We start from the raw sequence: 15,814 nt of genomic DNA on the forward strand, positions 1-15,814 counted from the left end.
TTAGCATCGAGTGCTTTTTTGCTAGTAATAGTAAGCTATAATAGGCACACAGAGCTCTAAAAGTGTATTTTTATATGAACTACAAAGTACCGCATATAAAGAAACATGCGATAACGATTAATTTTCGAGCACAAGTATGAACAACAAAAAGACCGTCTTATATAAGACGGCCAGTTCATTATAAATACTACAGCTTAGTATGAGCTGCTGTACGAATTGATTTGATGTGAGAAAGGTAACGGATGTTACTTGCTTCTTTCATCAATGTAGCAGAGATACCTTTAAGTGGAGTTTTACTACCACCAACTGTTGCTACAGCGTCTCTACGACCAAGTGATGCAAGCGTACCTGAATCAACTGGGCTAAATTCGTCCATAGCTTTATCGTTAAAGTAAGCATATAGATTGAAACCTACAAGCTCACCCATTTGCCAAGCGTTTTGTGCAGTTGGAGCATAAGGACGTCCGCCTTCAGCTGGGAAAGCAAGAGCAGAGTCACCAACTACGAATACATCTTTGTGAGATTTAGATTGAAGGAATTCGTTAACAGCAGCTTTACCACGGTCACATTCAAGACCAGAATCAGCTACGATTGGAAGAGCAGCTACGCCACCAGTCCATACGAATGTATTAGCTTCAATGGTTTCACCAGTTTTAAGCTCGATTTTATTACCAACAACGCCTGTAACAGGAACGCCAGTAATAAAGTCAACACCACGTCTAGCCAAGCTTTCAGTAGCGCGCTCGATCAAATGATCAGGAAGAACTGGAAGGATTTTCGGCCCAGCTTCGATCAACTTGATTTTAAGATCTTTGAAGTTAACGCCGTATTTTTTAGCGATTTTAGGGAAGTTATCAACGATTTCACCAACAAGTTCAACACCTGTTAGACCGCCACCACCGATAACGATTGTTGCATCTGCTTGGTTTCTGTTTTTAGCGTAAGCTTTAATACGGTCTTCGATATGTTTGTTGATTTGATTTGCTTCATAAACAGACTTAAGAACCATACTGTTTTCTTCAAGACCAGGGATCCCGAAGTAACCAGTTTGGCTACCAAGACTTACAACTAGAGCATCATAAGATAGAGTCGTACCATCAGAAAGTTTAATTTCTTTGTTATCCACAGAGAAAGATTCAACTTTTGAAATTTTTAAGTTAACATCAAGACCTTCGAAAAGTTTCTTTAAAGGAATAGCCACTGCTTCTTCATTTAAAGTACCACCAGCTAGGCGGTGTAATTCTGTAATAATTTGATGAGTTGCGAATTGGTTGATTACCGTTACTTTTGCTTGACTTTTGTCCATGTATTTACGAACAGTTTGAGCAGTAAGTACGCCACCGTATCCTGCACCCAAAATAACAATGTGTTTAGACATAGCTAGTCCTCCGTCTCTTACTTTAGATTCATTCAATTATTTTTTGTTCGAACGCTCGTTACTTACTTCTAGGTATGCATTAACAAAACGGAACATTTTTTGTGCTTGAGGATCTTTAAGCATTTTCATAAGACCAAAAATACCGATCACTTCTTGACTTTTTGCAGCACGATCTTTAGCTTCAATAGCATCTAGAGCAACACTACGTACGCCCTCAACTACTGGACCAACGATTTCTGTTGTAGCACTAACGATGTCATTTCTGAAAATTTCATCTGTAGCTAAAGTTTTTGTAACATCGTAAGACTTTGTTAAACAAGTAACTAACTCAGTAATTTTCGGCAGTTGCTCTACTAATGTAGATAGTGATGCCTGTACTTCCGGTTGCAACAATTGCTCAAGTAGAGCTTGCTGTTGTTGACTCGGAGTTACCGCTTCAGCTTGCGCTTGTGTGTTTGTTTCTGACATATCCAGGTCTCCTTTGAATAAAACTACTTTTTGGCGAGTATTAATCGTCATAAAGCTATTTCAGATTTCTTGTTTTAATTATACTATGGGAGCAAATGAAAGTATTGTGATAAATTTCACCTAACTCGAAAGTATTTGACAAGATTGCTATTTGTAAGCAATCTAACAGATCCTAACTTTGCTCACACGAAATTAGCAAATGCCAAAATTGCAATTGCCTGAGACGAAAAATGAGTGAAAATAGAATCGAAATCCAAAAGGGCTTAAGTTGTTATTTTTATTATAGCCTAATATCTTCAAACCGTCTCTATTCTAACATAATATTTCTCGTTATTCCCTGAAAATCACGTAAACTGTTCTAAAAATATTCAAAAATTAATAAACTATACATTATTGTAAAAAATAAGACTTTTGACATGTCTAAAATTGTTGAAAAAAGAAATATTTTAGAATTTGTCTTGAACTTATATATAGCATGTACAAAACGATTAATTTTTATTTGTTAAACAAATAGAAAAAATCTAAGAGTGATAAATAACATACTTTAAATTATTAGTAAATGTGTTAATATTAAGTAAATAAGACTAAAGTATCAATTTCTCTGCGTTATACGTTTGTCCATTTTCATATTATGTTCTTGATGTTAGACTCAGAATATGATATGGAAACTCTGGTAGACAATGGTTGTAACGATTGTTTTTCAGAGTCAAATCACATGCGGAGAGGAGCTGTTCTTTGCTATGAATGTCAATGACAAACACTTAAAGATTACTAAACGAGTAAAGATCAGTTTTGTTGCTATGCTTAGTGTTATGATTTTGTTCTCATATTTACCGATAGGTGCTAGTTCATATGATCACTTCCCTGGTAAGGTGTATTATGTATCGACAAGTGGTTCGGATTCGAACATTGGTACGATAGACGAGCCATGGCGTACAATCCAGTATGCAGCAAATACACTGAAAGCAGGTGAAACTGTTCTTGTACGTGGTGGCAAGTATGAAGAAGCCATTACGATTACTAATTCTGGTTCAGCGAGTGCAGGGCATATTACGTTGCAGGCGTATCCAGGAGAACAACCAGTTATTGATGTGTCAACAATAAAGGACACTAGCCATATTGTTCATTTCACTAATTCTCACTATGTTGTATTCGATGGATTCGAGTTAACTGGACTTGTATCAGATAGTTCTTCGAAGTATTTAGCTGGAATAAAAGTAACGAAGAGTGGTTCCAATCTCTATATTATGAATAACCATGTTCATCATATTGCAAATAATAATATAAAAGGAAATGCGAACGGGATTATTGTATACGGAGACGGAACACAAGCAATGACGGATATTACGATATCAGGTAATAACCTTCATGACCTAACTCTTGGTTCAAGTGAAACATTAACGGTTGTTGGTAATGTGGATGGATTTACAATTTCAAACAATCGCATTTACAACGTGAACAATATTGGAATTGATGTGGCGGGTCATTATGGTACTTGTTCAAGCCCATGTATTGATCAGGCAAGAAATGGAGTAGTAAGCGACAATATCGTGCACAGCGTTGATACAATTACTAATCCAGTATATCGTGGGGTGCGAGCTGCAGCAGCAATTTATGTTGATGGCGGAACAAATACTATTATCGAACGAAACATTGTTTACAATAATAATTATGGAATTGAGATTGCGAGTGAGAAGTTTAATCAAACTACAAGTAATATCGTCGTAAGGAATAATTACATTTATAATAATCATCAATCTGGACTTATTATGGGGGGATCTTCTACAAAAAATGGTTCTGCTTCGAATAATATTATTATGAATAATACATTTTATTATAATAATACGCTGAAAACTGGTGATGGAGAAATTACATTCCAAAACCAAGTCGTAAATAATTCTTATTTTAATAATATATTTTATGCAGATTCAAAGACGCCATTTTTCTATGATAATCGAACCGGTAATAATGGGAATTTTGTTGATTCTAATATGTACTATGTGTATGGAGCAATTTCTAATCACTGGGCTGTGAATGGAACCTCATACAGTTCATTTGAAAAGTATGTAGCTGCAACAAAAAGAGATGTACATTCTATATTTGCTGATCCATTATTCACTGATGCCTCATCGGGGAATCTCTCTATCCAAGAAAATTCACCAGCAATTGATGCAGGTACCGTAGCATATGGTTCAGGTGGAAATCTTGATATTAGATCACAGCAGCGTATTGTTGGAGCAACCATTGATATGGGTGCATTCGAACACAATAAACAAATAATAGAATATCCAGAGATAACGCCAACACCAACCACCCCAGAAATAACACCAACGCCATCTTCTCCTGAGATAACACCAACACCAACTATTCCTGTAATAACACCGACACCAACTATTCCTGTTGATGGTACTAATATTACAATTGATGGATTAACTGAAGACTGGACTGCTTACTCGGAAATAGCAAACAGTTCATCCAATGTGAAAACATTAAAAGGAATTATTGCAAATGACACATTACATGTATTGATTACTGGAAACTTATTAAATGAGAAGGGTCAATTGTATATCGATACAGGTTCAAGTAATTCACAATCTTTCGCATCTCCTCATTGGAATAATCAGTTTGCATCGTACTTGCTAGAGAATGGATTACTATATCAATATACAGGAACAGGAAAAAATTGGAGTTGGAGCAAAGTTACCGACTACAAGAAAACTAATGTAGCAATTTACTCTTCAGTTGTTGAATTAGCAATTCCTTTAGAATTGCTTAACGCAAAGAATAGTAACAATATAAAAATCGGGTATATATGGAAAGATTCGTCGAGTAATCAGCTTCCATCAGGTGGGGGAATGGCAACGGTAACTACTTCGGATGTAATTCCGACACCAACACCGACACCAACGCGAACACCGACACCAACACCGACACCAACACCGACACCAACACCGACACCAACACCGACACCGACACCAACATCGACACCAACACCAACGCGAACACCGACGCCAACACCAACACCAACACCGATAGTTAATAAAATTACTGTGGATGGTAAAGTTAGTGACTGGTCAGACGTCAGTTCGATTGCTACAAGTAGTAATAATATGAAGAGTGTGAAGGTAACCAATGACAAGACTAATTTATATATCTTGTTAGAGGGAAGTAAGTTAGGTGGTAAGGATCAAATCTACTTTAACTCTGATAATGATAGTAAAACGGGTTATCTAACTTCAAAATGGAGCTCTTCTGGAGTAGATTACTTGCTTGAGGATGGAAGACTATATAGTTATAGCGGAGATGGTAAATCTTGGTCGTTTGCTTTAAGTGAAAACTTGATAACAAGTAAAACGTACTTTACCTCTGCAAAAATAATTGAAATAGCTATTCCGTTACACAGTCTCAACTTAAGTGCTACAGATAAGATTTATTTTGGAATTATGCTTGATGATAAAAATGCTCAAAAGCTTCCTACAAGTGGTGACATGATTAGCTATACTCTGCAATAGGTAAAAACTCCCTAGATCAAGTTCAGCCGATATGGTTCGGCAACTGATTCTAGGGATTTTTTCGGGTAACTTCCAACAAGTAGAGTCATGTTTAGGAATGCTCAGCAATAGAATAAATAAATAATCTCAATATCGAGTTCAACCATTAAGGTACGGTCACTAATGCTAGAAATTTTTAGGATAACAATAATATCTCTACATAAATTTAATGTACATCGTACGTACGAAGTATGCGAATATGCGAAGGAAAAAATTAAGTAAGTGTTTGCCGGAAATAATAGGGGAAGTGGTGATTAGTGTGAAAGTGTTAATTACAGGAGGATACGGCTTTATTGGTTCTCATACTGCCGATCGTTTCTTTAAGGAAGGTTATGAAGTTTTTATTATTGATAATCTAGTATCTGGAAAGAAAGAAAATGTGAAAATTAAGCATAAAAGTTACATACTTTCGGTTGATGATGCAAAGTGTGAGGAAGTGTTTAAAGCCAATCGTTTTGATGTTGTCGTTCATTTGGCAGCTCAAGTAAGTGTCAAGAAATCTCTAGTTGATCCTAAGCTAGATACTGAATCTAATGTATTAGGGTTTGTAAATATGTTAGACCTATCTACTAAATACAAAGTTAAATCATTTATCTATGCTTCATCTGCGGCTGTATATGGACCACAAAATCAACTACCTTTGTCAGAAGATTCACCTTGTAATCCGATCTCGCCGTATGGAATTAGTAAACTTACAAATGAGATGTACAGTACGAAGTGGAATGATCTATATGAATTAAATACAGTTGGATTTAGATTTTCAAATGTATATGGTCCAAGGCAAAATAGCAATGGAGAAGGTGGAGTTATTTCGATTTTTATGGATCGACTTACTCAAGATAAATCTATTATTGTTCATGGAGATGGTACTCAAACCAGAGATTTCATCTATGTTGAAGATGTAGTTGATGCGATGTATCGCAGTGTAAATAGTTCAATTAAGGGAGTCTATAATCTATCAACCAATATACAAACTTCTCTAACCGAAATTATTGAATCTCTCTTATCAATAAAACCAATAGAGAAAATTGAATATGTTAATAAGCGAGAGGGAGACATTGATCATTCCGTTCTAGATAATACTAAAATAATGAAAGATTTAGATTGGTCTCCACTATATTCAATGCAGGAAGGTCTTGAACGAACAGCGATTTACTTTTTGAAAAGGCATTCTGAGGAACTAGTAGCAGCTACGGTAGTTGAAAAAACTCCCCCTAGAATTGCTTTAAGTTCCTTCAAGAAAAAAATACTGCCTTATGCAGAAAATCTTTTAGCATTTATTCTTACTGCTTGGATTACGCTTAATTATGTACATAGTGCATACGGGGTAGTTGATGTAAGTATTTTTTATATCACGATAATCGGGATCCTTTATGGTAACAGACAGGCTGTCCTCTCCGTTGTGCTATCCATTGGATTATTTACATATCAGAAGTTAAATGACGGTAGAGATATGATATCACTTACATACGATACAGACTTTTTCTTTCAAATAGCCATTTACATTTTTATCGGTCTAGTAGTCGGCTATTCCATTGAAAGAAAAAATGCCCGTATTTCGCAGCAAGAACAAAAAATATCAGAAGTTAATGAACGGTATGAATTTTTAGAGCATGTTTATACTGAGGTTCGTGAAGTAAAGGATGAGTTACAGCTTAGAATCTTAAATTCTGGTGATAGTTACGGGAAAATTTATAATGCTACTAAAGAGCTTGAAAGTTTAGAGCCTGAATTAGTGTTTAATGCTGCTGTTAATGTAGTGAAATCGATCATGAAAGTAAATAAAGTTAACATTTACACGGTCAATAAACATCAAAGTTTTTTACGATTACTTGCGAATTCAGGTTATAACAATGAGCAAGTAGCAAAATCATTAAAAGTACAAGATCATCCATATTTATCTGCTCTATTATCGAATGGACAAATGTACATTAATAAGAATCTAACCGAAAATGCACCACTTATGATGGCACCAATTTTTCATAAAGACCGCATATCAGCAGTTATTACGATTGACGACATGTCTTTCGAAAGTTTTTCATTGTACCATCAGAACTTATTCCAAATTACTGTGAATTTAATTTCCTCTGCATTAAGTAAAGCTTTTACTTTCATAGATGCGACAGAAGGAAAACGTTATGTTTCAGGTACAAATATTCTTCACAGTGATGTGTTTGGCGAAATATTAGAATCAAAAGTGTTGGCGAAACAGCAAAATCACGTTCCATATTTATTGCTAAGAAGTAAATTACAAGGAGTATCTATTGAAGAAGCATCTCAACATATTGCTCCTTTATTACGTGAAACTGATTATATTGGCATGAATGAGAAACAGCAATTAATGGTGCTATTATCGAATACGAGTGAATTAGATGGAGAAATTGTTCTTCAGCGTTTATCTCATTCATCTATTACGTTCACAGCAGTGAGTGAGGAGTGAACAAAATGTACATACAATGGTATGGAATTTATCTCATTGTATCCTTAGCCGTCATCATCATTCTAAATTGGAAGAATAAACGTAATATTGCTTTGAAAATGATTGTTGTAACCTTTCTTCCTGTCGTTGGTTGGGTATTACCGATGGTATGGTCGCGCATTCGATCGGAAGATTCAAGTAAAGAGTTTAACGATTATATCGAACGGCAGCAAGAAGAACATAAAGTTAGAAGGATAGGCATATATAACGAAGTTGAAAAGTATAAAGAGCTTAATGTTATTCCGATTGAAGATGCCCTCGTTGTTAGTGAGCATCAAGAACGGAGACAAGTAATGATTGATGTTTTGAAGCAAGACACAATTAATTATATTGAAATACTGCAACGTGCAGTAAGTAATGAAGATACGGAAACCTCTCATTATGCAGTTAGTGCAATCGTGGAGCTAAAGCGTAAACTACAAATATCTATGCAAGAATTGACGGTCAAATATGAGAATGATCAGTCCAATTTACATGTTGTCATTGCTTATGTTGAAGTGTTACGTGAATTTATGAATAGTGGTTTCTTAGATCACAGAACGCTCCGAAAATATCAATTTACTTATTTATCCGTATTGAATCGTCTAATCGTTTTAGCATACGAAACAAAGTGGGCATATATCGCTAAAGTGAATATGGAAATTAAACTAGAACTATATGGTGATGCTGAGAAGACTGCACAACTATTCATTGAAAACTTTCCTGACAATGAAGATGCGTACTTATCATTATTGAAAGTTTACTTTGTTACAAGATCCAAACAAAAATTACATCTTACATTAGATAAGTTAAAAAATTCACCAGTGAGGTTGTCGAATCAAGCATTAACAACGGTAAGGTTCTGGTCTGAAGGGGCATAGTATGAATAAGTCTATTAGGTTTCGGCGTAATGTTTACATCATTCTAATTTGTATTCTATTATTTGCAATCATTTCACAGATCGCTCGATCAAGTTTGATCTTAAAGTTTACAACAAATAATAAATTTGTTGAAAGAACAGAATGGATCGAAATGATGAACAAAGCTCAAAACATTGAGACGGTGTCAAATTCATCAGACAATCATTGTATGGTTACTAATTCAGAAGATACATTGAGTAATGAAATGCAAAACAATTTTGAAGAAGTATATCGATATATTAAACAACCTTATACGATTCAAGATGTGAGCAAAGAAACGATCAAAATGTCATCATGTACAGCAGTTATTATGTTATCTTCATTGGAAAAAATGGGAGGTTACATAGAAGATATTGAAAATTATGTTGCTAATGGTGGACATTTCTTCCTTGCTAGAATGGATCATCCTGGTAATGTGTTGACGCAAATGTATCGTAAGCTAGGTATTAATAATTATTGGTTTGTTATTGGAAATAATGATATTCGATTTACTTCTAATCTATTAATTGGACAGAAGGATGTAGTATTCGAAGATGATTACTTTTACAACGATTCACTATCTTTGGAATTAGATTCTGCTAGTACTTTATTGGCTACAGGTAAAGACCAGACGCCTTTAATATGGGAAGTTGACTATGGAGAAGGATCATTCATGGTCTACAACGGTAATAATTTGGGAATGAAAACTAATCGTGGATTAGTTGTTGGAAGTATTAGTTTAATGATCCCCAATTATATCTATCCTATTTTTAATTCAAAGATATTTTATATCGATGATTATCCTGCACCTATGAGTCAAGAAACAGACCCTGTAATATTCGAAGAATATCGTAAAAACATTGCGTCATTCTTCAAAGATATTTGGTGGCCAGATATGATAAAAGCGGCGAGAAAGTATAATCTCAAATATACTGCCGTAGCCATTCAAGACTACAATGATGACGTTACATCTCCATTCGGAGCGATGCATAAAGATGATTTTACTAATCTTATTGTTTATGGCAGGGAAGTATTGAAAAGTGGTGGGGAAGTTGGAATACATGGTTATAATCATCAACCGCTACAATTTCGCGAAGACATAGCGGATTTTTATGATTATGAAGAATGGCAATCCATTGATGACATTGAAGCTTCAATTGAAGAAATAGTGGATTATTTAGAACAAGCATTTCCAAATTACTCACCGGTCAGTTATGTACCACCTTCTAATATCATTAGTGAAGAAGGTAGGAAAGCATTAGTAGAAAAGTGGCCAGATTTCAGAGTCATTTCTAGTTTATACGAAGAAGATCCGAAAGATTATGCTTATGTGCAAGAATATGAAATTGCTAGTGATGGTATTATCGAAATGCCTCGGGTAACATCTGGATATTCTGATGCGCCAGATACAAAATGGTTAGAAGCAAATGTAATGACATCATTAGGAATTATTTCTCACTTTATTCATCCGGATGATATTTTTGATACACATCGTAGCGGTGATAAAAATTGGCGTCAATTATATGAAGACTTTGAATCGATGTTACACAGAATGGAATCAACTTATCCATGGGTTCGTGCTCAAACTTCTAGTGAAGCAGCATTAAGTCTGGGGTATGTATTAACTAGTCAAATGACTAAAACCATTTCTGAACATCAAGTTGATGTTAGTATTGAAAATCAAGTCGTTACCCAATCTTTCATTCTGAGGACGGAAAAAAAGATTGGAAAACTCGTAGACTGTAATGTGAAAAAAATTGATGAAAATACTTATCTAGTTACGGCTGATTCAGAGCATTTCACAATTGAATTGAAGTAGGTGTATTTATGAGGATTTGTATAATTGCAGAAGGCTCATATCCTTATGTTACGGGCGGAGTTTCCAGCTGGATTCATGAAATCATAACGCAAATGTCAGAACACGAATTTGTTATTTATTCGATTGCGGCTCAACGCAGTCAAAAAGGAATTTTCAAATACAAACTTCCAGACAACGTTGTAGAAATGAAAGAAACATTTCTCGATGCTTACTTAACGGAAAAGGGAGATTGGGGAAAAAGATTTAAATTAACGGAACAACACCGTCAAAATTTTATGAAGTTGCTCGGTGATCATGGTGATATTGAGTGGGATGATTTATTTACATTGTTAAGAAATCGTCAGTTTAAACAAGTATCCGATTTTTTGGCAAGTAAAGACTTTTTCGATATTTTAGAAAAATTATGTCATGACAGATATCCCTTAGTTCCGTTTACAGAGATGTTTTGGACTGTTCGTTCAATGATCTTACCTTTATTCTTGACGATTAGAGATGAGCTACCTCAAGCGGATCTATATCATAGTGTTTCAACAGGGTATGCCGGGATTGTCGGAGCCGTTGCCAAACATGTTAATAATAAGCCGTTTATCCTTACTGAACACGGAATCTATTCTCGTGAGCGTGAAGAGGAAATTATTAAAGCAGATTGGGTTAAAGGATATTTCAAAGATATGTGGATTCAATATTTTTATCGACTATCCACATGTGCATATGAGAACGCTGATCGGGTAACTACATTATTTGGACGTAATAAAGAGATCGAGATTGAACTTGGTTGCGATGGGAAAAAGATAGAAATTATTCCTAATGGTGTAGAGTTTAAAAATTATATGGGATTAGATCAGACTAAGCCAAGCAATCAAATATACATCGGTGCAATTATTAGAGTTGTACCAATCAAAGATATTAAGACAATGATACAAAGCTTTGCGTTAATTAAAGAAGAAGTACCTAATGCGGTATTTTTCATTATGGGTTCTTATGAAGAAGATGAAGAGTACTATGAGGAATGTCTACAACTAGTTAAAGCATTAAAAGTTAAAGATGTGAAATTTACAGGAGCAGTAAACATTAAGGACTATATCGGTAAAATGGATGTTCTCATGCTAACTAGTATTAGTGAAGGACAACCGCTAGCTATATTGGAAGGAATGGCTGCAGGAAAACCTTTTGTAGCAACTAATGTTGGTAGTTGTAAAGAATTACTAGAAGGTCTTGATGATGGAATTGGACCAGCAGGTTTTGTTACACCAGTTATGCATTACGAATTACTTGCGCAAGCAACAATTAAATTATGTGTAAATGCGAAGTTAAGAACTGAGATGGGGCAAAATGCACTCAGAAGGGTTCAATTACATTATAAACAAGAAGAAGTAATTTCAAATTATCGTAGATTATACTTCGACTTTGGGGGGGATTTGAATGGCAGGGATCGGGTTCGAGCTGCGCAAACTCTTTCATAAAGAAGGGTTAATAAACAATGTTAAGGCGTACGCATATTCCTCACTGACAACAGTAGGTCCAATGATATTATGTATGTTACTCATTATTGGTTTGCAACGAGTAATGTCCTACAACGGAAGTAGTTATTTAGAATGGGAGTTATATATCGCTACAGTTTCTTATTGCTTTATATTTTCCATTGTAGTTACTTCTGGAATTTCAATGGTGTTAACAAGATATATTGCAGATATGTTATATCAACGGCAGTATTCAAAATTAATGTCATCCTATTATGGGTCATTAATGATAATGATCCCGGTATGTTCAGTGATAGCAGCTACATTCTTAAATGGTGTTGAAGCTGATTTCTTATATAAAGTAGCAGCATATTTCTTCTTTATGTTCCTGGTCATTATATGGATACAAGGTGTTTATTTATCTGCATTAAAAGATTACATTCGGATAGCAAGAGGATTCATTATTGGTGCAATACTTGCGTTAATTGTAGGATGGTTAGTTATGTATTTCTTCAATGTATCTACTGTAGTGGGTGCTTTAATTGGCTTAGACGTGGGCTTCTTAGTTATTGCTATATTATCAGGTATTCACTTTCAACAAAAGTTTCCAAAAGCGGATATGAAATCATACTTTGAATTTTTAACGTATTTGAAAAAACATCCTACACTATTTTTAGCAGGATGTTTCGTATACTCAGGAGTATATTTGCATAACTTTGTTTACTGGTTGAGTGATCAAGGGGCAGTAATTGGAGAGCAATTTAGAGTTTATATGTTCTATGATGTACCCGTCTTTTATGCGTTTTTATCGGTGATGCCAACACTTGTTACCTTTGTTGTATCAGTTGAGACATCGTTTTACGAAAAGTTTAAAGTATATTACTTAAATATTTTATCAGGTGGGACGATTCAAGATATTGCAGCAGCGAAAAAACAAATGCAAAAAACGTTGACGAGAGAGATTAGTTTCCTAATGGAAATTCAATTGTTGTTTACTATCGTTTCTATCGGTTTAGGTATAAAGTTTTTACCTGCGATTGGTTTTACGATGGAGCAACTAGATCTATTTATTATTTTAGCACTAGCATATTTCTTATTTATAATGTTATTCGTATTTATACATGTACTAATGTACTTTGATGATCAAAAGGGTGTGTTTTGGACGGGACTTATATTCTTTATACTAAATATCGTTTGCACATATGTAATGATGAGTATCGGATATGATGGACTTGGAATTTTTATAGCTTCCTTTATTTCTATTATTATTGTTATTTCTAGATTATTGTATGTGCTAAGAAATGTTGACTACTTTACATTTTGTTCGCAACCTATCCATACTGTTGAAACTAAACAAAAAAGTTCGGTTAAGCATAAGTCTGGGGTTTTGCTATCTAGTCTGATGATTTTTATAGTGGTATTGACTGGGTGTAGCTATTTGGAAATTGAAGAAGCTGATGTACAGGTACAAAGTACAGCAAACTTAGCTACGATACCTCAAGAGATCGATACCACTTTAGTTGAAGACAAACGCATTTATGAACGAGATGACGATGGATCACTTAAGACGTTATATATTACCGTATTACCTTACACAGAGCGTGATGGAGAATTTGATTGGTATGCACTAAATCGTCAAGAAGATAAAGCTACGGGTAGAGAGTTAAATGCTATTGTTCAAGAGGGATTAAGTGACGGTAAAGGGCCAAAAGCAGGTATGTTTGGCTATGGTACTTCTATAGCTAATGCATCGATTGGTGTAAGGGGAAACTCTGCTTGGAGTCGAGTGCAAAAATCATATAAAATCGATTTGTTTGATGAAGCAGGACAATACATGGATCAAGAGCGACTAAATCTTAATAAACATATTGATGACTTATCTAGATTACGCAATAAGCTAGCTTTTGACTTGATGGAAAAAATACCTAACATGACAAGTTTAAGAACACAATTCGTTCAAGTGTATATTAAGGATTTGTCGAATGGACAAACGAATGCATCATATGAAGATTATGGTTTATATACGCATGTTGAGCAGCCTAACAAGCAATTTCTGAAAGCACATCTCTTGGACCCTAATGCTAACTTGTATAAAGTTAAGTTTTTCGAGTTCAATCGTTATCCTGACAATATTAAAGATGTTACTGATCGAGATTATAATGTAGCCAAATTTGAAGAAATCTTTGAGATTAAAGGTAGAGAAGATCATGCAAGATTAATTGAAATGTTAGAGGCGGTAAATAATTATAGTATTCCAATTGAGGAAACGATAGATAAATATTTCGATTTGGATAATTTCCTAACTTGGACCGCTATGAATATTATGATGGACAATATGGATACGGATGCTAATAATTTCTTCTTATATTCACCATTGAACATAGACAAATGGTACTTCTTACCTTGGGACTATGATGGAGGATGGGAATTACAACGCAATCTCGATTTCATTAGACCATACCAGGCAGGTATTAGTAACTATTGGGGTGTAATTCTTCATAATCGATATTTCAGAGATGATGCTCATATTGAGTTGTTGAAAAACAAGATGGATGAATTAGCACAATATATTAATAGGGATACAATTCAGGCTCAGCTTGATAAATATCGAGGTGTTGTAGAACCGTTCTTATATCGATTGCCTGATATGAAGTATCTTCCGGCACAAAACTCTAATTTTGAAAATGAATTAGCTACCATTCTTGCTACTCCAGAAAGAGGAATAGAAAGGTTCTTAGCTGATCTAGAGAAGCCAAAGCCGTTCTATATGAATGATGTTGTTCAGAATGGACAAACTTTACACTTCGATTGGGGTGTATCATTTGATTTGCAGGATGATAAATTACTTTATACCCTTACGATTGCGACAGATAAATATATGGAAAATATAGTTCATGAGAAAAAGGGCATTAAAGAAATCCAATACGAACTGAAAGGTTTAGCCAAAGGGAATTATTTTTGGAGTGTAATCGTTGAAGATGAACATGGCAACAAGCAAGATTCATTTGAGATGTATATTGATTCTCAGGAAGAGCTCTTTTATGGTATAAGAGCATTTGAGGTGGAATAGTTGTTATTTAGAGGGAAAAGGTTACGCACAGAACAGAAATACTATTTACATTTACATGATTATATCTCTCTTAGAAGTAAGCTAGCAAAGCAACTTCAACTAGATTCTCATTCGATAGATGTTGATGGATATAATATCCGCAGTTTGTACTTTGATGATCCGAAAAAAACATCATTAGAAAGAAAAAATGACGGGATATTCAAGCGAGAAAAATTCCGTATAAGAATCTACAATGAATCTGATAATTTCATCGCTCTTGAACGTAAAACAAAGTTGGGAGACTATGTTTGTAAAGAGTCGAAACGAATAAGTAGAGCAGAATATGATCAGATTATGCTAGGAGAATACGAGTTTCTTAAGCAACCTAATGAACCACTAATGATGGACTTTTATGCTGCTATTAACACGTATGGCTATAAACCGATGTCAATCGTTGATTATTGGCGGGAAGCTTATATCTATGAATATGGTAATGTCAGAATTACTTTTGATAAGAGACTTGCTGCAGGTGTGAACACAGTAGATTTATTCGATCCGCAGTTAGCTTTAGACGAAGTAGTTACGACTTCGTCTACGATAATGGAAGTTAAGTATGATGAAATGCTCCCTGAGCGAGTGAGACAAATTATTGCTCCAGCGAGTCATATTCGGTCGAGTATTTCTAAATATGTTCTTTGTAGAGAGAAAATATTGCAGCATTATACGCAATAA

9 protein-coding genes are annotated in these 15,814 nt (G+C 34.9%); 7 read left to right on the top strand and 2 right to left on the bottom strand.

Annotation, left to right across the window (positions count from 1 at the left end):
• Positions 1-187: 187 nt before the first annotated feature.
• Together NAG76_09220 and NAG76_09225 are read right to left on the bottom strand one after the other, a co-directional pair.
• Entirely contained in the window at positions 188-1,378 is a 1,191-nt protein-coding gene (locus NAG76_09220; GenBank protein ID URN96374.1) for an NAD(P)/FAD-dependent oxidoreductase, read from the bottom strand.
• 36 nt (positions 1,379-1,414) lie between these two features.
• Positions 1,415-1,846, bottom strand: coding sequence for a DUF1641 domain-containing protein (locus NAG76_09225; GenBank protein ID URN96375.1), 432 nt, complete (start codon positions 1,844-1,846; stop codon positions 1,415-1,417).
• A gap of 740 nt (positions 1,847-2,586) precedes the next feature.
• On the opposite strand from NAG76_09225, the gene NAG76_09230 reads away from it, so the two are divergent.
• The 7 genes from NAG76_09230 (at position 2,587) to NAG76_09260 (ending at position 15,814) form a co-directional block, all read left to right on the top strand.
• Positions 2,587-5,358, top strand: coding sequence for a right-handed parallel beta-helix repeat-containing protein (locus NAG76_09230; protein URN96376.1), 2,772 nt, complete (start codon positions 2,587-2,589; stop codon positions 5,356-5,358).
• A 289-nt stretch (positions 5,359-5,647) separates the two neighbouring features.
• Positions 5,648-7,837 carry a GDP-mannose 4,6-dehydratase gene (locus tag NAG76_09235; GenBank protein URN96377.1) on the top strand — a complete coding sequence of 730 codons (2,190 nt, stop codon included), beginning with the start codon at positions 5,648-5,650 and terminating at the stop codon, positions 7,835-7,837.
• Positions 7,838-7,842: 5 nt separating this feature from the next.
• Complete coding sequence (locus NAG76_09240; protein URN96378.1) at positions 7,843-8,736, top strand: hypothetical protein; 894 nt, start codon at positions 7,843-7,845, stop codon at positions 8,734-8,736.
• A 1-nt stretch (position 8,737) separates the two neighbouring features.
• A complete protein-coding gene (locus tag NAG76_09245; protein URN96379.1) occupies positions 8,738-10,573 on the top strand; it encodes a DUF2194 domain-containing protein in 1,836 nt (611 codons plus the stop codon).
• An 8-nt stretch (positions 10,574-10,581) separates the two neighbouring features.
• Positions 10,582-12,036: a GT4 family glycosyltransferase PelF gene (gene pelF, locus NAG76_09250; protein URN96380.1), complete on the top strand. Its 1,455-nt coding sequence runs from the start codon at positions 10,582-10,584 to the stop codon at positions 12,034-12,036.
• On the top strand, positions 11,996-15,103 hold the full coding sequence (pelG, locus tag NAG76_09255; protein ID URN96381.1) for an exopolysaccharide Pel transporter PelG: 3,108 nt from the start codon (positions 11,996-11,998) through the stop codon (positions 15,101-15,103). The genes pelF and pelG overlap by 41 nt, the downstream gene beginning before the upstream one ends.
• Positions 15,104-15,814, top strand: a complete 711-nt coding sequence (locus NAG76_09260) for a polyphosphate polymerase domain-containing protein (GenBank protein ID URN96382.1) — start codon at positions 15,104-15,106, stop codon at positions 15,812-15,814.

The sequence above is a fragment of the Candidatus Pristimantibacillus lignocellulolyticus genome (assembly GCA_023639215.1).
GTDB classification, from domain to species: domain Bacteria; phylum Bacillota; class Bacilli; order Paenibacillales; family Paenibacillaceae; genus Pristimantibacillus; species Pristimantibacillus lignocellulolyticus.